This is a genomic window from Hyphomicrobium sp. (genome assembly GCF_009026145.1).
Taxonomy (GTDB): domain Bacteria; phylum Pseudomonadota; class Alphaproteobacteria; order Rhizobiales; family Hyphomicrobiaceae; genus Hyphomicrobium_A.
Map to the genome: position 1 here is coordinate 23,119 of NZ_WBUE01000003.1, position 20,540 is coordinate 43,658.

The window sequence follows — 20,540 nt, forward strand, 5'->3', positions numbered from 1 at the left end:
GATTTCCCTATCCGCGGCGAGCAGCAAAGAAGTTGAATAGGGCGCCGAAGACGACGGCGACATACCAGCCGTAGACCAGGCTCTCGCCGAGACCGAGAAGCATCCCAGACGCGTTCCAATCGAAGCCTGGGAAGAACTGCAGCCACGGCAGGTGCATGCGCACATCCGGCACAACGAGGCCGAGGGCGATGCAGATGAGATAAGAAATGGCGAAGAAGGCGCTCAGGCTCAGCCCGAACGCAATGATCGGGATTTGCGCTTCTCGGCTCGTTGTCTCGTATCCGGCTGCCATGACACTTTCCTCGATCTGCCTGTTGAAGATGGGCACTCAAGCATTCGACATCGCTTCCCCCCTGCTTCGAGCATTCGCTCCGCCCAATCGGCCTCGGCGTAGAAAGAAGTTGAACAGCGCGCCGAAAACGATCGCGCTGTAAAAGCCATAAGCCAGGCTCTCGATGAGGCCGTGATGGATCCCTGTTTCCGTCCAGCTAAAGCGCGGGAAGAATTGGAGAAACACGTGCGCGCCGAAGTCGGGGACAATGGCACCCGTCCCGATACAGAGCAGGAATGAGACGGCCAAAAACGCGCTTAAGCTGAAGGCCAGAGCAGTGATCGGAATTTGCGACGAGCTGCCGAAGATCATGCCTTGCCTCACTCGATCGGGACGCTCGCGACCAGCCTTGCCTGGCTTCGCTCGCCACCGGATTTTCTTCGAGCTCGAACTCTGCCGGCAGCCTGGCCGTGTCGAATTGATCTAAGTCACTGCCGCTGGCCGGCTGAGCCGCCATTTTTGTAACAGGCGGTAACAGGGGCGCCGTTGGCCGGCCCTTGGGCTAATTTGCCGTCCCAGTTAGATTCAAATTGATCGACGCGACGCCTTTCATCACCGGCTCCCGCAGGTGCAAGTCGAGTGAGATGCTAAACCTTCTAACTGTTGGAAGGTCAAACTCGCATTTCGGAGGCTCGGATCGAAGATGCGTATTGGCGATGCGGCTCACCGGTCCGGAGTCTCCGCGACGTTGATCAGATATTACGAGAGCAGACGACTGCTGAGCTCAGCCGGCAGGGATGCCAGTGGGTACCGGGTCTTCAACGAGCGCAACGTGCAGGAGCTGCGCTTCATCAAGCGTGCGCGATCGCTTGGCTTTCCGATCAAGCAAATCGACGAGTTGCTCGGGCTTTGGCGCGACAAGCGGCGACCCAGCCGCAAGGTGCGTGTGTTGGCGGTCCGTCACCGTGATACGGTCGCGGCCAGAATGGAAGCACACCGGGCGATTATCGACGTGCTGGATCGCCTGATCGACGCCTGCAAGGGCGACGATCGTCCCGACTGTCCCATACTGGATGAACTCAGCGACCGCCGCACTCGCGCGCGCTGAGCACTTGTGAACGCAGCGGCGGCAGCCGGGACGTTATTTTTGAGGAGTAGTTTCGTGGAGATTACCTTTCTGGGGGCGACCGGCACAGTCACCGGCTCGAAGTATCTCTTTGACGACGGCGACGCCATCAACCTCGTCGACTGCGGCCTTTTCCAGGGCTTCAAACAGCTGCGGCTGCGCAACTGGCAGCCGCTGCCGATCGACCCGCGCCGCATCGGCTCCGTTGTGTTGACGCACGCTCACATCGATCACAGCGGATATCTTCCGCTGCTCGTGAAGAACGGGTTCAGTGGGCGCATCTATTGCAGCAAGGCGACCCGCGAGCTTTGCCAGATACTGCTGCCCGACTCCGCTCATCTGCAGGAGGAGGAGGCTCGGTACGCAAACAAGCGGGGTTTCTCCAAGCACAAGCCGGCCTTGCCCCTTTACACCATCGAGGACGCCGATCGCGCGCTCAAGAATTTCCATGCAGTAGATTTCGACGAGCCGTTACGGCTCAGCCCGGCCACTTCTGCCCGCTTGCTGCCCGCTGGACATATCCTCGGCGCATCGATGGTCATGATCGAGAGCCGGGGAAAGCAGATCCTCTTCTCCGGCGATCTCGGCAGGCCCAACGACCCCATCATGCGTCCTCCGGTCACCGTGAAGAGTGCCGATGTGCTCGTGCTCGAGTCGACTTACGGGAACCGAAGGCATCGCGCCGGCAGTCCCGAGGACGAGCTTGGGTCGCACCTCAAGCGTACACTTGATCGTGGCGGTGTTGTCGTCATTCCCGCGTTCGCCGTTGGCCGCGCGCAGACGCTGCTACACTTGATGGCGCGTCTCAAAGCGCGCGGCATGCTCACCAACGTGCCCATCTACCTGAACAGTCCCATGGCAGTGGACGCGACACGCATTTATCACGCCTACCGCTCCGAGCATCGGCTGACCGTCGAAGAGTGCACTGCTGCCTGCCAGATCGCCGAGTTCGTAAACAGCCCCGAAGCCTCCAAAGAGCTAAATGCGAAGCGAGGCCCGATGATCATCATCTCGGCGAGCGGAATGGCAACGGGGGGTCGCGTCCTACATCATCTGAAGGCCTTCGCGCCCGACCCCAAGAACATGATCCTTTTTTCCGGGTTTCAGGCGGGGGGAACGCGGGGAGCTGCCCTCGTCGGCGGAGCGGACAGCGTCAAGATTCACGGGCAATATGTTCCGGTGCGCGCCGAGGTCGCGAACCTCGAGGGGCTTTCCGGCCATGCCGACTACGTCGAGATCCTCGATTGGCTTCGGGCGTTTCGCCGAGCCCCCAACAAGATCTGCATCACGCATGGAGAGCCGGCGGCAGCTGACGCCATGCGACTTCACATTCAAGAAAGCCTTGGATGGCAGAGCCGCGTTCCCGACTACCTTGAAAAGATGACCGTGAAATGAGCAGCGTCGACAATCAACCACATGCATCGGATGCCATCGATCACAAAGCCGAGCGATCGCCACCATCGCGACTCGTTCTGCGCCGACTCGGCGTCGATACCTATCAGGAACACATCGTCTACATGCGCGCAGACTGCCACGTCTGCCGCTCAGAAGGGTTTGAGGCGCGCTCGCGTGTGCGGGTGTCTACGGGGGGCAAGAGCCTGCTGGCGACGCTGAATGTGATCAAGTCCGAGCTTCTGGGCCTGGATGAGGCGAGCCTGTCGGAGGCGGCGTGGGTGCTGCTTGCTGCACGCGACGGCGATGTCATCGAGGTGACCCATGCCGAGCCGGTCGAGTCGGAGCGTTTCGTGCGCGCCAAAGCCTACGGCGAGCGCCTGCCAGATCGAGCCCTTAGCGCGATAGTCAACGACATTGCCAATGGTCTTTACTCGGATCTGCATCTGGCTGCCTTTGTAACGGCGTGTGCTGGCAACCGCCTCGATCTCGATGAAACGATCGGCCTTACGCGGGCGATGATTGCCGTCGGCGATCGCATCTCCTGGCCATATCCGATCGTGGCGGACAAGCACTGCGTCGGTGGCCTGCCGGGAAACAGGACGACGATGTTGGTCGTCCCGATCGTCGCCGCACTCGGTCTGCCAATACCCAAGACGTCCTCGCGATCCATCACGTCGCCGGCCGGCACCGCCGACACGATGGAGACCCTGGCACCGGTCAATCTCGATTTGGCGACCATGCGCCGCGTCGTCGAGCGTGAAGGTGGCTGCATCGTTTGGGGAGGAAATGCGCGCCTCAGTCCCGCGGACGATATCCTTATCCGCGTCGAGCGCCCCTTGGACTTTGACAGCGAGGGTCAACTCGTGGCCTCGGTTCTTTCCAAGAAGCTCGCTGCCGGTGCGACGCACGCCGTATTCGACTTGCCCGTTGGCCCCACCGCCAAAGTCCGCAGTCGCGAGGCCGCCAAGCGACTTGGCGAACGGCTGAGCAAAGTCGGCGCGATCCTTGGGCTCAATGCGCGCATCTTGGAGACCGACGGCAGCCAACCCGTCGGTCGCGGAATCGGACCCGCGCTGGAGGCGCGCGATGTCCTTGCGGTTATTCAGCAAGACGCGAGCGGGCCCACCGACTTGCGTGACCGCGCCCTGCATCTTGCTGGGCACTTGCTGGAACTTGGCGGCCGCGCGCGCCAAGGCGAGGGGGCGCGGCTCGCGGCTGAGGCACTCGAGACAGGCATCGCCTGGGAGAAATTCCAGGCCATTTGCGAAGCGCAGGGTGGCATGCGAGCCCCGCCACGGGCCGAGCAACTGCATCCCGTCGTGGCGTCGTCTGGGGGGCGTGTCGCCACCATGGACAATCGGCGCCTCGCCAAGGTCGCCAAGCTGGCGGGCGCGCCGAAATCGCCCGCGGCAGGGATCGACTTGCACGTTCGTCTCGAAGACAGAGTGGAAGCTGGGCAACCGCTCTTCACCGTGCATGCCCAGTCCCGTGGAGAGCTTGCGTATGCGCTCAACTACGTCGCCGCCCAGCGCATGATTATCGGTATCGTGGAGTAGTCATGAAACCGCTGCTGTTCGCGATGTCCGGTAATGAGGACTTCACCGGCCGCTTGATAGCCGCTCTCGGCGCCGAGCCAGGGTCGCTTGAGACCCGCCGGTTTCCTGACGGCGAGACATATGTGCGGCTTGCCAGCGACGTTGAGGGCCGGTCGACCGCGTTCGTGTGCACGCTCGATCGGCCCAACGACAAGACCCTGCCCTTGCTCTTCGCGGCGCATGCAGCGCGCGATCTCGGTGCATCCCGCGTGGGCTTGGTCGCGCCCTATTTGGGCTACATGCGGCAGGACAAGCGCTTTCGCCCCGGCGAGGCGATCACATCAAGCGCTTTCGGCAGGCTTCTTTCTTCGAGCTTCGACTGGATCGTGACTGTCGACCCGCATCTGCATCGCCGCACGTCCATGGCGGAAGTCTACGCTATTCCCGTCGCGGTCTGTCATGCAGCACCGAAACTATCAGCGTGGATACGCGAGCACGCGCCAAACGCGCTCGTCATTGGTCCCGACGTGGAGAGCGAACAATGGGTCAGTGCCGTCGCTGCGTATGCAGGTGTGCCCTTCGTCACGCTCGAGAAGACCCGGCGTGGCGATCGCGAGGTTGAGATCAAGTTTCCCGACCTGGGAGGCTGGCGGAGCAGGATGCCGGTCCTCGTCGATGACATTATCTCGTCCGGGCGAACTATGGAGGTCGCCATCAGACACCTGAGCGAGCTTGGGTACCCCGCTGTAATGTGCCTTGGCGTACACGGCCTGTTCGCCGACGATGCATTCAAGCGACTGGAGGCAGCGGGGGCTTCCAGCATCGCCTGCACCAACACCGTGCCTCACAGGTCCAGTGCGATAGACGTCAGCGATATCGTGGCGACCGCGATCTCGTCGCTGGGACCTTAGGCTCCCGCGACTTGCCTTCGATGCTGCAAACGCGTGTTGAGGAACTCGAAATCATGATGATCCCTGACCAATACGTCTGGCTGGCGTGGTCAGTCGCGCTCCTCATCCCGTGGCTCGCCGTGTACGTGGCGTTTCCGCGCCAGCGCAGGGTCATGCTGTGGACCAGTCTGTTCACGATGCCATTCGGGCTGACGGAGCCGCTCTTCGTCCCCGCCTACTGGAGTCCGCCGAGCCTCTTCGATCTCGCCCGCACCACAGGCTTCGATATCGAAAGCTTCATCTTCTCCTTTGGTATCGGCGGCGTTTGCGCCGTGCTGTACAATATATCGATTGGCCGAGAGCCTGCGCCCGTGACCGAGGGGGAACGGCTCGCTCGGCGGCACAACCTGCATGGTTGGGCGCTGGCGGTCCCATTCTTATCGTTTCCGATCCTCCACACGTTTCCCTGGAATCCGATCTACGCAGCGACCGTCGCCATGCTCCTGGGTGCTATCGCAGCGATTTGGTGTCGGCCCGACTTGGCGCGGAAAACCGTTATCGGGGCCGCCCTCTTCCTAGCCTACTACACTGTGTTTCTCATCGGCCTCGAAGTGATCGCGCCCGGCTATATCGCCAGGGTGTGGAACCTGGGTGCTCTATCTGGCGTGAGCGTCGGTGGCATGCCGATCGAAGAGCTTCTGTTTGCTGCTGCCTTCGGCGCATACTGGTCGAGCGTGTATGAGCACTTCACTTGGACAACTTTGACACTGCCGAAGACATAAGCCTCAGCGGCCAGTATGTCGTCACTTTGGACTGGTCGCAATTTGAACCGGGTGGGCAACATGAGCACCGCCCACTTCAATTGACTATTGGCGCCAACAGTCGTCGAGTTTCATCTGTGGCAGGTGACCTGCGATGAGATCGTTCCTGCGTCTCACCCGTATTGCATTCGAAGGCGTGCGATTCAAAGTTGGCGCAATGCTAGACCGGCTGTCTCGCTCGCCGCAGCGGAGCCCCCAGCGCCTCTGTCTCACACTCGCGCGGCTCGGGCCGGCCTTCATCAAATTCGGGCAAGCGCTCAGCATGCGCCGCGACCTGTTGCCCGATGAGTACGTGGTGGCGTTGCAGTCGCTGCAGGAGAACATCGCCCCCTTCCCGGCACAGGACGCCGTTCGCGAAATCGAGCATGGCCTCGGGCGTACGATCCAAGAGCTGTTTGCCAACTTCGACGACACGCCTCTGGCCGCCGCTTCGGTCGCCCAAGTCCACGCGGCTGAACTGCATGACGGGCGCCGCGTGATCGTCAAGGTGCGTCGCATCGGCATCAAAAAGCAGGTCGATCGCGATATGCGAGCCCTATTGCTGCTGGCGCGGATGGCGGAAAGGTTCAATCCGCGCCTCAAGCACTACCAGCCGACGCGCATCGTCGACGAGATCTGGAGCAACCTGAAGAAGGAGATCGACTTCCGACAGGAGGCGCGCAACATCAAGCGCTTCGTCGCGGCCTTTGCCGGCTCACCAACGATTCACATTCCCAACGTTGCCGGCGATCTCGTCTGCGAGACCGTCATCGTCCAGGAGCGAAGCAGCGGCCGGCGTATCGATGATCCCACCCTCAAGTCCGACGGTCCGCGCCTCGCTCAGAACTTTGTCGATGCGTACCTGCACCAGATCTTCGTCCTCGGCGTCTTCCATGGGGATCCACACCCCGGGAACATCTTCATCACCGCCGAGGGACAGATCTGCCTGCATGATTTCGGCCTCGCTGGATTCCTCGATCTGGCCGCGCGCCGCAAGCTTGCGGCCTTCACCAATGCCTTCATTCACGAGGATGCCGACTGGCTATTGGACGCCGCGATCGATCTCGGCGTGCTCGGCGGGGAGATGAACCGTAGCGAGATGCGCCGTGGGCTTTCCGAGATCCTTGCCGACTACGCTGCGGTCCCCCTCAAGGATTGGTCCTTGGCGGACGCGTTCCTGCGCGTGATGCGGCTCGGCCAGGCGCAGAATGTCTTCGTGCCTTACGAACTTGTGGTCCTGATGCGCGCCATGTTCAACGCCGAGCATGCGGTGCGCACGCTCGACCCGGAATTCGCACTCCTCGGCAGCCTGCAAGAGAAAGGCCCCCAAGTGCTCCAGGCGGCGATGGCGAAGACAGACTGGCAGAGCGCCCTCGACCGCCTGAAGCAGGATAGTTTGATCGCCGCGCACGACCTCCCTGCGATTCTGGCCTCATGGACCCGGCGGCTGAACCAAGAGGGTGAAGGTTTGGGCTTGAGCGTGCGGCTTCAAGGTCTCGAGGGACTGGAGGCGCATATCGATCGCAGCAGTAACCGCGTGGCGCTCGCTCTTGTCACGCTGGGCCTCTACATTGCTGGGTCGCTGCTCATGCAGCACAGCATCGGCCCGCGCCTTTACGGCGAGGTACCGGCACTTGCCGCCGTCGCCTACGGATTGGCGCTCTGGTTCACCTTTCGGCTGGTCCGCGGCATTGCCCGCTCAGGCAGACTGTGATGATTTCGCTAGCCACGCGACTTGTCACTGCCCGTGTGGGACGCACTTCTTCTTTTGCTGATCGTAGTGCTGCCCCTCGGGGCAGGATTGCGCAAAGGCTGTAACAGAAGCTGCCGATAGAGTCGCGAGTGTCAGGAGTGCAATGAGGATCTTGTGCATAGGGTACCTCGCTAAGGAGCCGGTTCATCCCTCAAGTTACTTCTAGAGGACAACGATCCCGCTTCGGTTTCTGTTCCGGCTCTGGCGAGGCAGTTAGCTCTTCTCGCGTTCCGTCACCGCCACACCGTCACTTATCCTATCACTGGGGTGCAGCACCACCGCATCGCCGGCTGAAAGACCGGAAAGCACCTCGGCGACGCGATTGTTTCGCTGCCCTATCTTGACGACGGTCGTACGTGCGCGCCCATCCTTGACGGCAAAAACCGCCCACTCCTCACCCTTGCGGAACAGCGCGCTCACCGGCACGGTCAACACGTCGTCTGCGTTCCAGATGGTCACGTGAACAATCACCCGGAAGTCATGTCCCAGCCGAGACCAGACTTCGGGTGGGTCGACAAGATCGATGATCGTCCGCACCCGTTGCTCCTCGATGCCAAGCGCCGATATCTTGAGGAAGCCAGCCGGGTCGACACGTGTCACACGTCCCTTGATCGGAGGACCACCCCAACCGTCAATTCGTACCGAGGCACCCGGCTTGATGCGCACCGCGTCGGTCGAAAGCAGCTCTGCCACTACTTCCAGATCGAGCGGGTCGCCGATCTCGATCAACGGTGTACCGGCCAGAACCGGCGCTTCGCTGTCCTGGATGATCTTCAGCACACGCCCGGTGACCGGCGAGCGAATCTCGATGCAGCAACCAGGATTTGTCGGTGTGGAGACGCTGGCGGGATCAATCAGGCGCGCGGTGGCAACCCCTTGCTCGCTGCGCCGGACCTCGAGCTGTGCTTTCGCACTCGCCAATGCTGCTTCATTCGTGTCGACCTCCAGCTTGGCTTTCTCGAGCGCCTTGGCAGAAATCGTCTCCGTGCGTGCAAGCGATTCAGCCCGCCTGAGATCGTCGCGGGCGAAGCCCAGCGCCGCCTCGACCCGGCGCACTTCCGCCTCTGCCAGCTTCACCGCAGCCTCGGCAGCGGTTGCGGCGGCCTTGAGCTCCTCGCGAGACCGTACGTCGAGGAAGCTTGGCACGGTCGGTTGCATGACCGCCACGACCGTCTCGTTGGCCGTTACTTGATCGCCAATGTGGCGGGAGGACCCTTTCGCGCCGTCAGGATGCGATATCCTCAGAACCTTGCCGAAGATCGGTGCGGATACAGTGTAGATATGCCGCACGCGCGTCTTGGCTTCATCATCAACGGTGACCTCCATGGGCCCCCGAGTTACAATCGCGATATCGACGGGAATGGGCCGCGGCCACGCAAACCAGGCGAGCCCAACTATCGCCGCTCCCAGCCCGACGGCGCCCGCTGCTCGTTTCAACCAACTTGTAGGCATGGTCTAATCCCGGGTTTTAAGGACGGACACGAGATCGAGCTGGGCAACGCGTCGGCGCACGACAAGCGCTGAAAAGAGCGCAGCGACAATGACAATCCCGCTGGCCAGCACATAGGTCGAATGCTCGACGATGAGACGGACCCGCATCAGCTCGCCAGCCAATTGTGTCTTCATGATCCAGGCAAGACCGTAGCCGATCGCCCATCCCGGCGGCTGAGCAATCAACGTCAAGAGCGCGAGTTCAAGAAGGAGAATCCAGAGAACCTCTGTGCGCGTGAAGCCGAGGACGCGCAGGCTGGCCAACTCCCGGGCGCGCTCCGAAAGCGAGATGCGCGCGCTGTTATAAACGACGCCGAAGGCGATGACTGCGGCAAGGCCCGTGTAGATGCCCGCGATCGTGTTGATGATCAAGGCCGTGATCTCGCGAAAGTTCGCCAACGAAAAGCGCTGGAGACCCATTGCGCCGACCGTCGGCAAGCGCTTCACGGCATCGTAGAGTAGCGGGGCGCTGTTCTCATCGAAGCTCAGATTGACGCTGTTGACAGCCGGCGCCTCACGCAAAAGGCGGGAAAGGGCATCGGCGTTCATCATGCCCTTGATGCCGAAATAGTCCTCGATAATCGCGGCTACTGGTAGCGACACGGTTCTGCGCTGTCCCTCGAGCAGGTCGACCTCGACAAAATCGCCCACTTCGACTCCGAGAATATTGGCGAGCCACTCGGAGATCGCCAAACCACTTTCCGGCAGCGCGACCGGTTGCAGGTTTACGTCGATGATGCGCTTGAGGTCCGCATCGCTCGATCTGCCACTGATGGTGATACGTCGCTCGACGGGTCCGTTGCGGATGCGAACGGGAACCTCTCGCTGCGGCTCAACCGCAAGAACGCCGGGAAGCCTCCTCACCTGCTGGAGCACGTCTTGCGAGCGCTTCTCAAAAAAGCTCAATGAAGCATCCTGCCGATCGGCCATGAAGAACGTCACGTCAATCAGGTTTTCCATGGTGCCACGCGTAAACAACGACACCACGAGGATCGCTGTTGCGAGCGCCATGCCGAGCATGGTGAAGGTCGCGCGAATAGGGTGGTGGGCAAGGTTGCGCACCATCATCATGGTGGGCTGCGAAAGGATCCTGTCGATAGCGAGCGCCGATGGCAGCACGTGTCGGAAGCGTGCGGGAGCCGGTGGTTGCATGGCAACGGCTGGCGACATCCTCATGACATCGCGAAGCGCATGCATGGCCCCGACGACGGCTGCAACGAGACTTAGCGCGCCCGCTGTCAGATAAAGGTCGGGACTTTGCACGAAAACGAGAAAGGGGAAGCGGAACAGGTCGCCGTTTATCTTCGTGATGTAGACGCCAAGCCACGCGCCCGCCCCGATTCCGATGGCGATGCCGATCATGACTATGACAATGACAAACTTGATGTAATGGAAGGTGATGGCCATTCCACCGTAACCCAACGCCTTGAGCAGCCCAATCTGCTCACGCTCCAAGGCGACGAGCCGCGTCAGCGTGATGTTGACAAGGAATGCTGCCACCAGAAGAAAAATCGGCGGCAGGGTGCGGCTCATGTTCTTGAGCATCTCGAGATCGTGGTCGAGCCACGCGTGCGACGTCTGGTCCTTTCGACCGTACGCCGCGTGGCCCCCATACCGGTCAAGCAAGGCATCGAGGCGCTGGAAGACCTCGCGCTCAGAAGTCCCCCGCAGCAGCTTGACGCTCACGGCAGAGAATGCACCATCGAGGTCATATGCGTTGGCGAGCGCCTTTTCAGACATCCAGATAATGCCGAAGCGACGGTCATCCGGCATGATGTCGCCGGGGCCAACGGCAAAGATGAACTCCGGAGAAAGGGCCAACCCGACAACCGTCAGCTCGCGTTTGCGGCCGTTCAGTATTGCTGAGAAGCGCGAACCGGGGGCGAAGTTGTGTGAGTTTGCGAAACTCTCGCTGACCACGACCTCGTCGGCGTTGCCGGGCTCAGGCATGCGGCCCAGCCGGAGATAGAGCCGATTGAGCACCGGCTCGCCGATGTCGGGCAACGAGATGAATTGCCCGGTCGCCGGCTCGCGAAAATTGGGTATGTCGAGCAGTGCGAGCTTGGCGATACGCGCGTCAACCGCAGCTACGCCGGGGATTTCCGCGATGCGGTTGATCAGCGCTTTGGGCGCGCGCTTCACCACGGCAAAGACATCGGCAAACCGGTAGCGTTCGTAGTAGGCGGTGCGAGTCTCGTCGAGGGATCGGTAGGAGCCGACCGCCATCACCAGCGTCGCCACCCCGCCGCCGATGACAAGGGCGATGGCAAAGGCCTGTGCCCAAAGCCGTGTCAAATCGCGAAACAACTTGATGTCGAGTGCGCGCATGATGATCACCAGACGAGCTCGGCTGCCGCGCGGCGCTGCTCGTTCTTGTGCTCTTTGGAAATCTGACCATCGGCAAAGAACAGCACTCGATCCGCGACATCTCTAATGCTGGCGTTGTGAGTGATGATGAGCGTCGTAGTCCCGAGCTGCGAGTTGACGCTCAGCAAGGCTTCGATGACGCGAATTCCAGTATGTGAATCCAGCGCTCCCGTGGGCTCGTCACACAACAATACGTCGGGGCGCTTGGCGATGGCGCGCGCGATCGCTACGCGCTGTTGCTCACCCCCTGAGAGTTGCGACGGGAAATGGTCCATGCGCGCTTCGAGCCCGACGAGCGCGAGCGCCTCCTCCGGTCGCATTGGGTCCTCGGCTATCTCGGTCACCAGCGCCACGTTCTCGTAGGCGGTGAGGCTCGGAACCAAATTGTAGAATTGGAACACGAAGCCGACGTGCCGCCGGCGATAGCTCGTGAGCTCCCCGTCGGCGAGGGAGGTCAGCTCTAGATCCTTGAAGAACAGATGACCGCTCGTCGCGCGATCGATGCCGCCCATGATATTCAGCAGGGTCGACTTGCCGCTGCCCGATGGCCCCAGCAGAACCACTACCTCGCCGGCCCAAATGTCGAGATCTAAAGACCGCAGCGCGCGCACCTCGACGTCGCCTGACGAATAGATCTTTGTCAGGCCACGTGCGGTGAAAACCTTCTCTCTCCCGTTGCTCATCTCATTCACCGGGCACCGTCCACCGCAGCCCACTCAAGAGACCGACATGGCCTGCAGCAGAAATGCCTTCCAAAGCAAAGGAACGCTCGCAATCTCACGCTCCGCAATGGCACGTATCGCATCTTCGCTGTCGGCGCTCAGAACGCCTTCGTGGCAGCCGACGCGCAGGTACGTCATGCGCGGCCGGTCGACACGCGACCCGATCTCGCTGACGAGATAGCATTCCGCTTCCATGACGCCCGGTACCTCGGCGACGATCGCAGCCGCCAAACGCGAAGCCGCTGCATTATAGAGCTTGCCGACGTGCGTGACCGGGTTCTTGCCCGCGAGCGCCTCGAGCGTCATGGGGCGACCCGGTGTGATGAGCCCGTTTACACGATTGCCGCGGCCCGTCTGACCGTCGTCGCCCCCCTCAGCCGAGGTACCAACGACCGTAAGATAGACGGAGCCGTTGGCGATATCGTCCGCCGCATTGACGAGCACCGAGACGTCGAGGGCCGTCGCATTGCTGGCCGACTCGAGTGTGGCCGCCAGAAGGCGATCCTTCGCCTCATTGTAGGCGGTCATGTCTCTGAGAAAGCGGCCGATAAAGGCGCATGAGATGGTGAGCCCGATGCGATCGTGCTCACGCACGCCCATCACCTTGATGTCCTCCCCGGTTTCAGGGAACTCAGCCTTGAACTGGGGCGCATTGAGGCTTCGTTCGACCGCAAGGACGGCACGCTCGAGGTCGGTCAACGGTGCGAATCCTGCTCCGCATGACGTATCGTTCGCCAGATACGCACCTTCGTCGCGTTGGCGCATAAACAGATCGACTAGATCGCCAGAGCCTGGTCGCAGCAGGCAATGGATGCGGACGTCCCTCTCCGGAGCGAGCGCATGTATGTTCGCGCGCAACCAAGCCGTCGCGGTTTCCTCCGCGAGCGCACGGACAGGTACCGGCTTTCCGCGCACTTCCGACGTCGCGCGGCCGGCAAGATAGATATCCATCGGCTCGAGGATACGACCGCCGCCAAAGGCGGGCTCGGCGCGACCTGCGGCCAGCAAAGCCTTGTCGACGTTGTGATGCAGAACGAGCCCGAACTCGTCGAGATATTTCCTCGACAACGCGACGCTTAGCTGCTCGCTGAGCATGTCGCAGATGGTGTCGGGATGGCCGAGACCTTTGCGCTCAACGATCTCGACCGGCCGCATCCCGGCCCAGGGCCCGCGATGAACCTCGATCCGGACCTGCATCCCTTCCTCCTCGAATGGACGCGCCACCGACATACGGGCCTTCACTCCGCGATCATGCCGTTCTCGAGTTGGCTGGCATCAAAGAGAAATACGGCATTTGGATCAGGGGTTGGACCGTGGCGGTCCTTGCCGTGGAAGTCGCACCGCGACAGCAGATCCCGGATAACGTTCAGTCGTGCCGATCGCTTGTCGTCGGCGCGGACGATGATCCACGGCGCAAACACGCTATGTGTGCGCGCCAGCATCACGTTTCTCGCTTCTGAATAGTCCTTCCAATGCTTCGCCGCCTTGGCGTCGATCGGGCTCAGCTTCCACTGCCGGAGTGGATCCTTGTGCCGCTGCTTTAGGCGCTGTTCCTGCTCCTCGCGACTGATGTCGAGGTAGTACTTGAGGATGGTGAAGCCGCAATGCACGAGCAGCTGCTCGAACATCGGCACTGTCTTCATGAATTCCTCGTACTCGGCGTCGGTACAAAAGCCCATCACGCGCTCGACGCCGGCGCGATTGTACCAACTGCGATTGAAGAGAACGATCTCGCCGCCTATCGGAAGCTGCTCGACATAGCGTTGAAAATACCAGGCACGCCGGTCACGGTCCGACGGCGCGCCGAGGGCGACCACGCGCGTCTCGCGCGGACTTAAGTGTTCGACAATACGCTTGATCGTCCCGTCCTTGCCGGAAGCATCGCGGCCTTCGAAGATCACAAGCACCTTCTGTCCGTGCTTGATGACGTGCTTCTGGAACTTGACGAGCTCGACCTGAGCCTGATGGAAAGCGTGCTCGTAAGCTACGTCATCATCTTTCGCCACATGCCTCATCCGCTTGAACCCCGGTAGCGATAGATCACGGATTGCGGTGGTCGTACGTGAACTTGAGTGTGACCGGCTTCGTCGCGCCAGCGCGCTTGATTGTTAGCACGATCGTGTAAAGGTCGGCTCCGGGCAGTTCAAAGTAGGCGCCATAGGTGGTCGTCCCGGCGATGGTCATGGGATCCATCGCCTTTCTGGGTCCGGAAAGCGCCAATCCGGATACCTGTGCGGTCACCATGGCATCCGAAATCCTCGCTCCGCTATCGGATTCGAAGACGGCCGCCACGAGGTGGTATTGATGGTGTCCACGTGGCACCCCATCGTGCATGGGCTTATCGGCTTGCGTCGCGGCGTGGCCTTGGGTGATCTCCGCGGGCACGAAGCCGATGTAGGCTTCGATCCCCCCGGCCTTCCGGTAGAGGCCGCCCTCGCCCGCACTTGCGGGGAGACCGCCAAGGGAGGTCGCGAGCAAAACCCCATAGAGAAAAGCCGCGCAGCATCCTTTGAATACTTGGCTCATGGGTTCCTCCGATGGCGTCGGCAAGTCATGCGCGCTCGAGTGCGAGTGCGATGCCCTGGCCGCCACCAATGCACAGCGTCACGAGACCGCGCTTGATACCGTCGCGGCGCATTGCATAGAGAAGGCGCGTCGTGAGGATTGCGCCGGTCGCACCGATGGGATGCCCATGGGCGATGGCACCGCCCTCGACGTTGACGATGTCCTCAGACAGGCCGATTTCCTTGATCAGCGCGATGACGATGGCGGCGAAGGCCTCGTTGACCTCGGCGCGTTCGACATCGCCGATGCGCCATCCGGCGCGCTCCAGAGCTTGTTTGACCGCCGGGATTGGTCCGAGACCGAACATGCCGGGCTCGACCGCGCCAACACCGTAGGACACGAGGCGTGCGAACGGCTCCAGCCCGCGCTTCTCGGCCCACTTGGCATCGGCGACGATCATGGCCGCCGCACCGCTGTTGAGGCCGGGCGCATTGCCGGCCGTGATCGTGCCGTCCTTGCGGAAGGTAGCCTTCAGCTTGGCGAGTGACTCGGCCGTCGCGTCGGGCCGATTGTGCTCATCCTTGTCGAACACGGTGGGCTTCTTACCACCTGGAACCTCAACCGGCGTAATCTCTTCGGCAAACTTGCCCGCAGCCTGTGCCTTGGCGAACCGCTGCTGCGTTCTCAGCGCCCAAGCATCCTGCGCCTCACGCGTGATCTGATATTTGGTGACCAGATCCTCGGTGTGCCAACCGGAATGCTGGCCCGAGAACGCGTCGTTGAGGCCGTCGCGCAGCATGCTGTCGTAAATCTGCGCATCACCCATGCGGTAGCCCCAGCGCCCGCCGCTCATGAGATACGGCGCCTGGTCCATGTTCTCCATGCCGCCCGCCACGCAGCACGAGGCATGGCCAAGCATCACCTCTTGTGCGGCGGAAGCGATGGCTTGGGCGCCGGAGCCGCAGACGCGATTCACCGTCATGGCGGGTACTCCGACAGGTATGCCGGCGGCGCGCATGGCCTGCCGCGCGGGATTCATCCTCGCGCCCGCCTGCACGACCTGCCCCATGACGACGGAGTCCACGTCCGACCCATCGAGCTTGGCGCGCTGGAGCGCGGCCCTGACAACCGCCGCGCCGAGGTCGGTGGCGGCGATGCCCTTCAATGCCCCGCCATAGGTTCCGATCGCGGTGCGTACGGGAGCGCAGAGAACGACATGGGATTTGGCCATCGGTTTCTCCTGTCAACCAGGGGCTAATGTGGCGGGCAGCGTTGCGACGCACGGGCCTCCGGCACTGACGCAATGGCGCCGCGCGGCCGCGTACCGTGAAGACGTTGGGCCAACCCGAAACTCGCGACCAGCGCTGAAAGCACAATTGCGGCCGTCACGGTGAAAGCAGCCCCAGGCAGCATCGTGATACCGAACAGCAAACCGCCGGCTGCTGAGCCCAGCGCTTGCCCAAGGCTCGCGGCAGCCGTGGCCCAGCCGAGATCGGCTCCCTGCGTTTCACCCGCGGTGAACGACACCCAATATGTGACGACCGGGGACAGGAGGCCCGCGCTTCCCGCGACCAATGCGACTGCGGCTGCAGTTGCAAGATCAGTCGCGGCAAGCGGGACTGCGACGAGACCGAGCGCTAGTGTCATGACGCCAGGAGTGAACAGCCAGCGCGTCGCGTCCGGCTTGATTAGCGGGGAGAAGACCAGAGCTTGTGCCGCAAACATGACCAGGCTGCACGCAGCGAACATCGTGCCGATCTGAGTGGCATCCATGCCAAGCTCGTACTTGCCGCGCAGCGTAAGCCCAACCTCGAAGGCGCCGACGGCCACGGCGGTGACAAAGGCGATGGCCCATAAGCGCCGCATCACAGGCCGGTTGACGGGATTGCCCCTCTCTGCGAGCCGGGGCAGCCGCCCAGGAGACGGGCGCGGCACGAGGCGCCCGATCGCCAACGCGGCGACGAGCGCAAGACCCGATGTGGCCAGGAGCAGTGCCGAAAAGGCTTGCGCCGCGGCTTCGGTCGGCGGCTCTCGAAAGGCTCCCAGCGCAAGGCCACCCACTATGGGCCCAACAAAGAAGCCGAGCATTCCCGCAACGTTGATCAGCGCGAAACGATGCGCGCGCCATTCCTTCGAGGGGGCATGATCGCCGATGAGCGCATACGCAGCAGGCACAATCGCCGCCGCGAATAGACCGTCGAAGAACCGGCCAAGGTAGAGGAGAGGGACGCTTTCGAAACGCGTGAACAAGGCGACGCTGACGGCAAATCCGGTAAGGCCCGTGAGCAGCACGGGGCGCCGACCCCACCGATCAGAAAACTTCCCCCACAACGGCGCCAGCAGAAAAATAGCAAGAATATAGGTCCCGGTGATCAGACCTGTATGCCATGACAGCGCCCTGGCGTCCGTCGTGGGGGAGAGCCGATCAACGAGGAACGGCAGGATCGGCAGCACGATGCCATACCCGACGCTGATCGCGAACACGGCCAGCAGCAACGCAAGGATGGCATCCCACGATAGCGGCGGCACTCTCAACCCCTCGATCACGCAGTGGCCTCCGCTGGGCGTAAGGCAAGCTCCTGTTTGCTGCTGTATCGCGAGATACCGGCGAGCTTGACGCGCTTCAGCATGAGCGCGTTGACGGCGACGATCACCGAGCTGCCGGACATGGAAAGAGCGGCGATCTCGGGGCTGAGCAGGAAGGGATAGAAGACTCCGGCGGCCAAGGGAAAGGCGATGACATTGTAGCCAACCGCCCACCACAGGTTCTGATGCATCTTGCGCAGCGTGGCGCGTGACAGCTCTACGGCGCCGACAACATCGTAGGGATCGCTCTTCATCAGCACCACATCGGCGCTTTCGATGGCCACGTCTGTGCCCGCGCCAATGGCAAACCCGACGTCGGCCTGCGTCAGGGCCGGGGCATCGTTGACGCCATCGCCGACCATGCCGACCTTTTTCCCCCGCGCCTGCAGCTCCTTTACTTTATCGGCCTTCTGCCCCGGCAGCACATCGGCGAGCACGATATCGACGCCAAGGTCGCGGGCAATGCGCTCGGCAGTGCCGGCGTTGTCGCCGGTCAACATGGCGACCTGCACGCCCCGCTCGCGCAATTGGGCGACGGTGGCGGCCGCCGTCGGCCGCGACGCGTCGGCAATGGCGATTAATCCGATTACCTTGCCAGCCCGCGCCACATGCACCACGGTCCGGCCGGCGCCCTGCAGCCGCTGCGCTTCAGCTTTGAGCCCGCCGAGCGCGAGCTTCTGCGCATCCATGAGCCGGCGATTGCCCAAGAACACCGTCTCGCCTCCGATCTCGGCGCGCGCGCCCATGCCCTCGAGGTTCTCGAAGCCCGATTGCGCAGGCACGGCGAGCCCTTGCGCGCGCCGGACGATGGCTTGCGCCAGGGGATGATCCGACCCCTGCTCGACCGAGGCCGCGGTTGTCAGCACGTCGTCGACAGTCGCGCCCTTCGCCACCACCACATCGACGACCTCCGGCTGCCCGACGGTGAGCGTCCCGGTCTTGTCGAAGATGATGACGTCGAGCTTCGTTGCGTCCTCGAGGGCGGCGGCGTTCTTGAAGAGGATTCCGTTCATGGCCCCGAGGCCGGTGCCGACCATGATGGCCATGGGCGTTGCCAGCCCGAGCGCATCCGGGCAGGCGATGACAAAGACGGTGATGGTGAGAGTCATGGCGAACAATAGGGTCTCGCCAATCCACCAGAACCAAACCGCAAAGGTCAGAAGCCCGATCACGATGGCGGCCAGCACAAGCCATTGCGATGCGCGATCGGCCAGGAGCTGCGCCGGCGCTTTGGAGTTCTGCGCCTCCTGCACCAGCTTCACGATCTGCGCCAGGGCTGTGTCCGCCCCTACCTTGGTGGCCGTGTAGCGGAAGGTTCCGCTCTTGTTGATCGTCGCGCCGATAACCGTGTCGCCGGGCTGCTTCTCGATCGGCATCGACTCGCCGGTCAACATCGATTCATCGACAGTGGAACGACCCTCGGTGACTTTGCCATCGACGGGGATTTTGTTTCCTGGCCGGATGACGACCGTGTCGCCGACCAGCACCTCTGCCGTTGGAATCTCGATCTCGCGCCCCTTGCGCAGCACCGTTGCCATAGGGGGCGCCAGATCGAGCAGGGCGCGGATCGCTTCCGAGGCCCCTGCCCGAGCGCGCATCTCGAGCCAGTGACCCAGCAGAATGAAGACGAGCAGGACGGCGGAGGCCTCGTAGAACTGTTCGCCTTCAAAGAAGAACGTGGCCCCGACGCTGAACAGGTAGCCGGTGCCGACGCTGAGGACGACGAGCACGGCCATGTTGAGGACGCCATTGCGCAGCGCGCGCACGGCTGCGACGACGAACGGCCATATCGGATAGAGGATGGCGGCGCTGGCCAGGAAGAACAGGAACAGATTGAGGTCCATGCCGAAGGGGGGCGGCAATTCTACGAAGCCCATGCCCATCGGCGAATAGAGGAAGATCGGGATACTGAAGACCAAGCTGATCCAGAACCGGTTGCGCATGTCGCGAACCATGTCCTGCATATCCATACCCGCTGCATGGCCCATTTCATGGGTCATCGCGTCCATCGGCGCCTTGGCGGCGGCATGGACATGCGCCGGCTTTGGTTCGCGATCCGTCGGCGCGACGCGTTGAGCTTCTGGCGGACGCGCGGCATGAGCGCCATGCGCGTGCTCGCCTGCTCGGTCGTTCGAGCGTGAAGTGGTCTCTTCGTGAACGGGTTTGGCGCTGTTGCAGAGATGCTTGGGTTCCAGCCTCCCCGCACAGTGATGGCCGCAGGCTTCGATCGCCTGCTCGATGGCCGCGACTGTGATCCGCTGCTCGTCGTAGATGACTGTCGCGCAACCGGAGACCGGGTTGACCGCGACGGCCGTGACGCCGTCGAGCTTCGCCAGCTGTTTCTCGACGCCACGCGCTCCGAGCGGTGACAGCAGCTCACCCACGTGCAAGTTGATGGTTTGCATCCGCCCTCCTGACTAATTCACAGCTTGCCGCATCCAATTGGGAACGTCGCAAGATCGGGTTGGCGATAGCTCACATCGCCACCGCGCAGAGTTCGCCGAATGGGCGCAACAGTGGGCTATAAGGCCAGGCACCGAGCACCCGGGAATTGATGTAAGTCATTGCCGGTTGGATCGCCTGGGCGCGAATTGTAACGGCTGGTAACAGTGACCATTCCCAACGTCTGGGGACGACGCTTGCCGCGCATCTCGCAGTTGCGGGATTGCGAGAGACCGATGTGGGCCATTAACGGATATCAAGTGATCGACTCGATCGGCAGCTATAATTTTTGAATTCAACGCACCTGAGTGTGCCTTGACCGACCACAAACGCAGCACCATGTCAGGTTTCGGCTCAAGGTGAGGCGCATGTCGATCATCCGGCCCTTCGCTGCAGCGCTCGTGAGCATCGCGCTCGTACTCGCGCCCATCGCGACAGCGAATGCGATGATGGGCTCCTCTGCGGCACTCGTTGATCACGCGCAAGCTGCGTCTCATTCTCCCATGGATGGGAATTGCCCCTGCTGCGATATGGCTGACGGGTGCGCTGCTGCCGTTTGCGGCATGAGCTGCGTACAGATGGGGCCAGCGTCAGACGCCTCCTACCCCGTACCAACACTGGGACATGCCGCGATGAGCGGCGTGGTGCCACTGGCAC

17 protein-coding genes are annotated in these 20,540 nt (G+C 62.2%); 6 read left to right on the forward strand and 11 right to left on the reverse strand.

Features of this window, described 5'->3' with window-relative positions; translation table 11 throughout:
* Window positions 1-7: 7 nt before the first annotated feature.
* A complete protein-coding gene (locus F9K20_RS03485) occupies window positions 8-292 on the reverse strand; it encodes a DUF5676 family membrane protein (RefSeq protein ID WP_290997440.1) in 285 nt (94 codons plus the stop codon).
* Window positions 293-328: 36 nt separating this feature from the next.
* Window positions 329-643, reverse strand: coding sequence for a hypothetical protein (locus F9K20_RS03490; protein ID WP_290997441.1), 315 nt, complete (start codon window positions 641-643; stop codon window positions 329-331).
* Window positions 644-974: 331 nt separating this feature from the next.
* Between F9K20_RS03490 and F9K20_RS03495 the strand changes: the two genes are divergently transcribed.
* The 6 genes from F9K20_RS03495 (at window position 975) to F9K20_RS03520 (ending at window position 7,731) form a co-directional block, all read left to right on the forward strand.
* Window positions 975-1,379 (forward strand): MerR family transcriptional regulator, encoded by a 405-nt coding sequence (locus F9K20_RS03495; RefSeq protein ID WP_290997442.1) that lies wholly within the window; start codon window positions 975-977, stop codon window positions 1,377-1,379.
* A gap of 54 nt (window positions 1,380-1,433) precedes the next feature.
* Complete coding sequence (locus tag F9K20_RS03500) at window positions 1,434-2,792, forward strand: MBL fold metallo-hydrolase RNA specificity domain-containing protein (RefSeq protein ID WP_290997443.1); 1,359 nt, start codon at window positions 1,434-1,436, stop codon at window positions 2,790-2,792.
* On the forward strand, window positions 2,789-4,348 hold the full coding sequence (locus tag F9K20_RS03505; protein ID WP_290997444.1) for a thymidine phosphorylase family protein: 1,560 nt from the start codon (window positions 2,789-2,791) through the stop codon (window positions 4,346-4,348). The genes F9K20_RS03500 and F9K20_RS03505 overlap by 4 nt, the downstream gene beginning before the upstream one ends.
* A 2-nt stretch (window positions 4,349-4,350) precedes the next feature.
* Window positions 4,351-5,238: a ribose-phosphate pyrophosphokinase gene (locus tag F9K20_RS03510; protein WP_290997445.1), complete on the forward strand. Its 888-nt coding sequence runs from the start codon at window positions 4,351-4,353 to the stop codon at window positions 5,236-5,238.
* 20 nt (window positions 5,239-5,258) lie between these two features.
* Window positions 5,259-5,999, forward strand: a complete 741-nt coding sequence (locus F9K20_RS03515) for a lycopene cyclase domain-containing protein (protein ID WP_290997446.1) — start codon at window positions 5,259-5,261, stop codon at window positions 5,997-5,999.
* A 301-nt stretch (window positions 6,000-6,300) separates the two neighbouring features.
* Window positions 6,301-7,731, forward strand: a complete 1,431-nt coding sequence (locus tag F9K20_RS03520; protein ID WP_290997447.1) for an AarF/UbiB family protein — start codon at window positions 6,301-6,303, stop codon at window positions 7,729-7,731.
* A 252-nt stretch (window positions 7,732-7,983) separates the two neighbouring features.
* Here F9K20_RS03520 and F9K20_RS03525 read toward each other — a convergent pair whose 3' ends face one another.
* The 9 genes from F9K20_RS03525 to F9K20_RS03565 all read right to left on the reverse strand — a co-directional run bounded on the left by F9K20_RS03525 (window position 7,984) and on the right by F9K20_RS03565 (window position 19,846).
* Window positions 7,984-9,096, reverse strand: a complete 1,113-nt coding sequence (locus F9K20_RS03525; protein ID WP_367115795.1) for an efflux RND transporter periplasmic adaptor subunit — start codon at window positions 9,094-9,096, stop codon at window positions 7,984-7,986.
* 129 nt (window positions 9,097-9,225) lie between these two features.
* On the reverse strand, window positions 9,226-11,589 hold the full coding sequence (locus F9K20_RS03530) for an ABC transporter permease (RefSeq protein ID WP_290997818.1): 2,364 nt from the start codon (window positions 11,587-11,589) through the stop codon (window positions 9,226-9,228).
* A gap of 5 nt (window positions 11,590-11,594) precedes the next feature.
* Window positions 11,595-12,311 carry an ABC transporter ATP-binding protein gene (locus F9K20_RS03535; protein WP_290997449.1) on the reverse strand — a complete coding sequence of 239 codons (717 nt, stop codon included), beginning with the start codon at window positions 12,309-12,311 and terminating at the stop codon, window positions 11,595-11,597.
* Between the two features lie 33 nt (window positions 12,312-12,344).
* A complete protein-coding gene (locus F9K20_RS03540; protein WP_290997450.1) occupies window positions 12,345-13,547 on the reverse strand; it encodes a methionine adenosyltransferase in 1,203 nt (400 codons plus the stop codon).
* 41 nt (window positions 13,548-13,588) lie between these two features.
* On the reverse strand, window positions 13,589-14,356 hold the full coding sequence (gene ppk2, locus F9K20_RS03545; RefSeq protein ID WP_290997451.1) for a polyphosphate kinase 2: 768 nt from the start codon (window positions 14,354-14,356) through the stop codon (window positions 13,589-13,591).
* Window positions 14,357-14,390: 34 nt separating this feature from the next.
* Window positions 14,391-14,876: a hypothetical protein gene (locus tag F9K20_RS03550; protein ID WP_290997452.1), complete on the reverse strand. Its 486-nt coding sequence runs from the start codon at window positions 14,874-14,876 to the stop codon at window positions 14,391-14,393.
* Between the two features lie 25 nt (window positions 14,877-14,901).
* Window positions 14,902-16,086 (reverse strand): acetyl-CoA C-acetyltransferase, encoded by a 1,185-nt coding sequence (locus tag F9K20_RS03555; protein WP_290997453.1) that lies wholly within the window; start codon window positions 16,084-16,086, stop codon window positions 14,902-14,904.
* A 23-nt stretch (window positions 16,087-16,109) separates the two neighbouring features.
* Window positions 16,110-17,351: an MFS transporter gene (locus tag F9K20_RS03560; RefSeq protein WP_290997454.1), complete on the reverse strand. Its 1,242-nt coding sequence runs from the start codon at window positions 17,349-17,351 to the stop codon at window positions 16,110-16,112.
* A 47-nt stretch (window positions 17,352-17,398) separates the two neighbouring features.
* Entirely contained in the window at window positions 17,399-19,846 is a 2,448-nt protein-coding gene (locus F9K20_RS03565; RefSeq protein ID WP_290997455.1) for a heavy metal translocating P-type ATPase, read from the reverse strand.
* Window positions 19,847-20,540: the final 694 nt, after the last annotated feature.

Excerpts from the sequence above, each read along its gene's own strand:
- F9K20_RS03485 (WP_290997440.1), bottom strand. The coding sequence starts at position 292 with ATGGCAGCCGGATACGAGACAACGAGCCGAGAAGCGCAAATCCCGATC.
- F9K20_RS03490 (WP_290997441.1), bottom strand. The coding sequence starts at position 643 with ATGATCTTCGGCAGCTCGTCGCAAATTCCGATCACTGCTCTGGCCTTC.
- F9K20_RS03495 (WP_290997442.1), top strand. The coding sequence starts at position 975 with ATGCGTATTGGCGATGCGGCTCACCGGTCCGGAGTCTCCGCGACGTTG.
- F9K20_RS03505 (WP_290997444.1), top strand. The coding sequence starts at position 2,789 with ATGAGCAGCGTCGACAATCAACCACATGCATCGGATGCCATCGATCAC.
- F9K20_RS03510 (WP_290997445.1), top strand. The coding sequence starts at position 4,351 with ATGAAACCGCTGCTGTTCGCGATGTCCGGTAATGAGGACTTCACCGGC.
- F9K20_RS03515 (WP_290997446.1), top strand. The coding sequence starts at position 5,259 with ATGCTGCAAACGCGTGTTGAGGAACTCGAAATCATGATGATCCCTGAC.
- F9K20_RS03520 (WP_290997447.1), top strand. The coding sequence starts at position 6,301 with ATGCGCCGCGACCTGTTGCCCGATGAGTACGTGGTGGCGTTGCAGTCG.
- F9K20_RS03525 (WP_367115795.1), bottom strand. The coding sequence starts at position 9,096 with ATGGAGGTCACCGTTGATGATGAAGCCAAGACGCGCGTGCGGCATATC.
- F9K20_RS03530 (WP_290997818.1), bottom strand. The coding sequence starts at position 11,589 with ATGCGCGCACTCGACATCAAGTTGTTTCGCGATTTGACACGGCTTTGG.
- F9K20_RS03535 (WP_290997449.1), bottom strand. The coding sequence starts at position 12,311 with ATGAGCAACGGGAGAGAGAAGGTTTTCACCGCACGTGGCCTGACAAAG.
- F9K20_RS03540 (WP_290997450.1), bottom strand. The coding sequence starts at position 13,547 with ATGCAGGTCCGGATCGAGGTTCATCGCGGGCCCTGGGCCGGGATGCGG.
- F9K20_RS03550 (WP_290997452.1), bottom strand. The coding sequence starts at position 14,876 with ATGAGCCAAGTATTCAAAGGATGCTGCGCGGCTTTTCTCTATGGGGTT.
- F9K20_RS03555 (WP_290997453.1), bottom strand. The coding sequence starts at position 16,086 with ATGGCCAAATCCCATGTCGTTCTCTGCGCTCCCGTACGCACCGCGATC.
- F9K20_RS03565 (WP_290997455.1), bottom strand. The coding sequence starts at position 19,846 with ATGCAAACCATCAACTTGCACGTGGGTGAGCTGCTGTCACCGCTCGGA.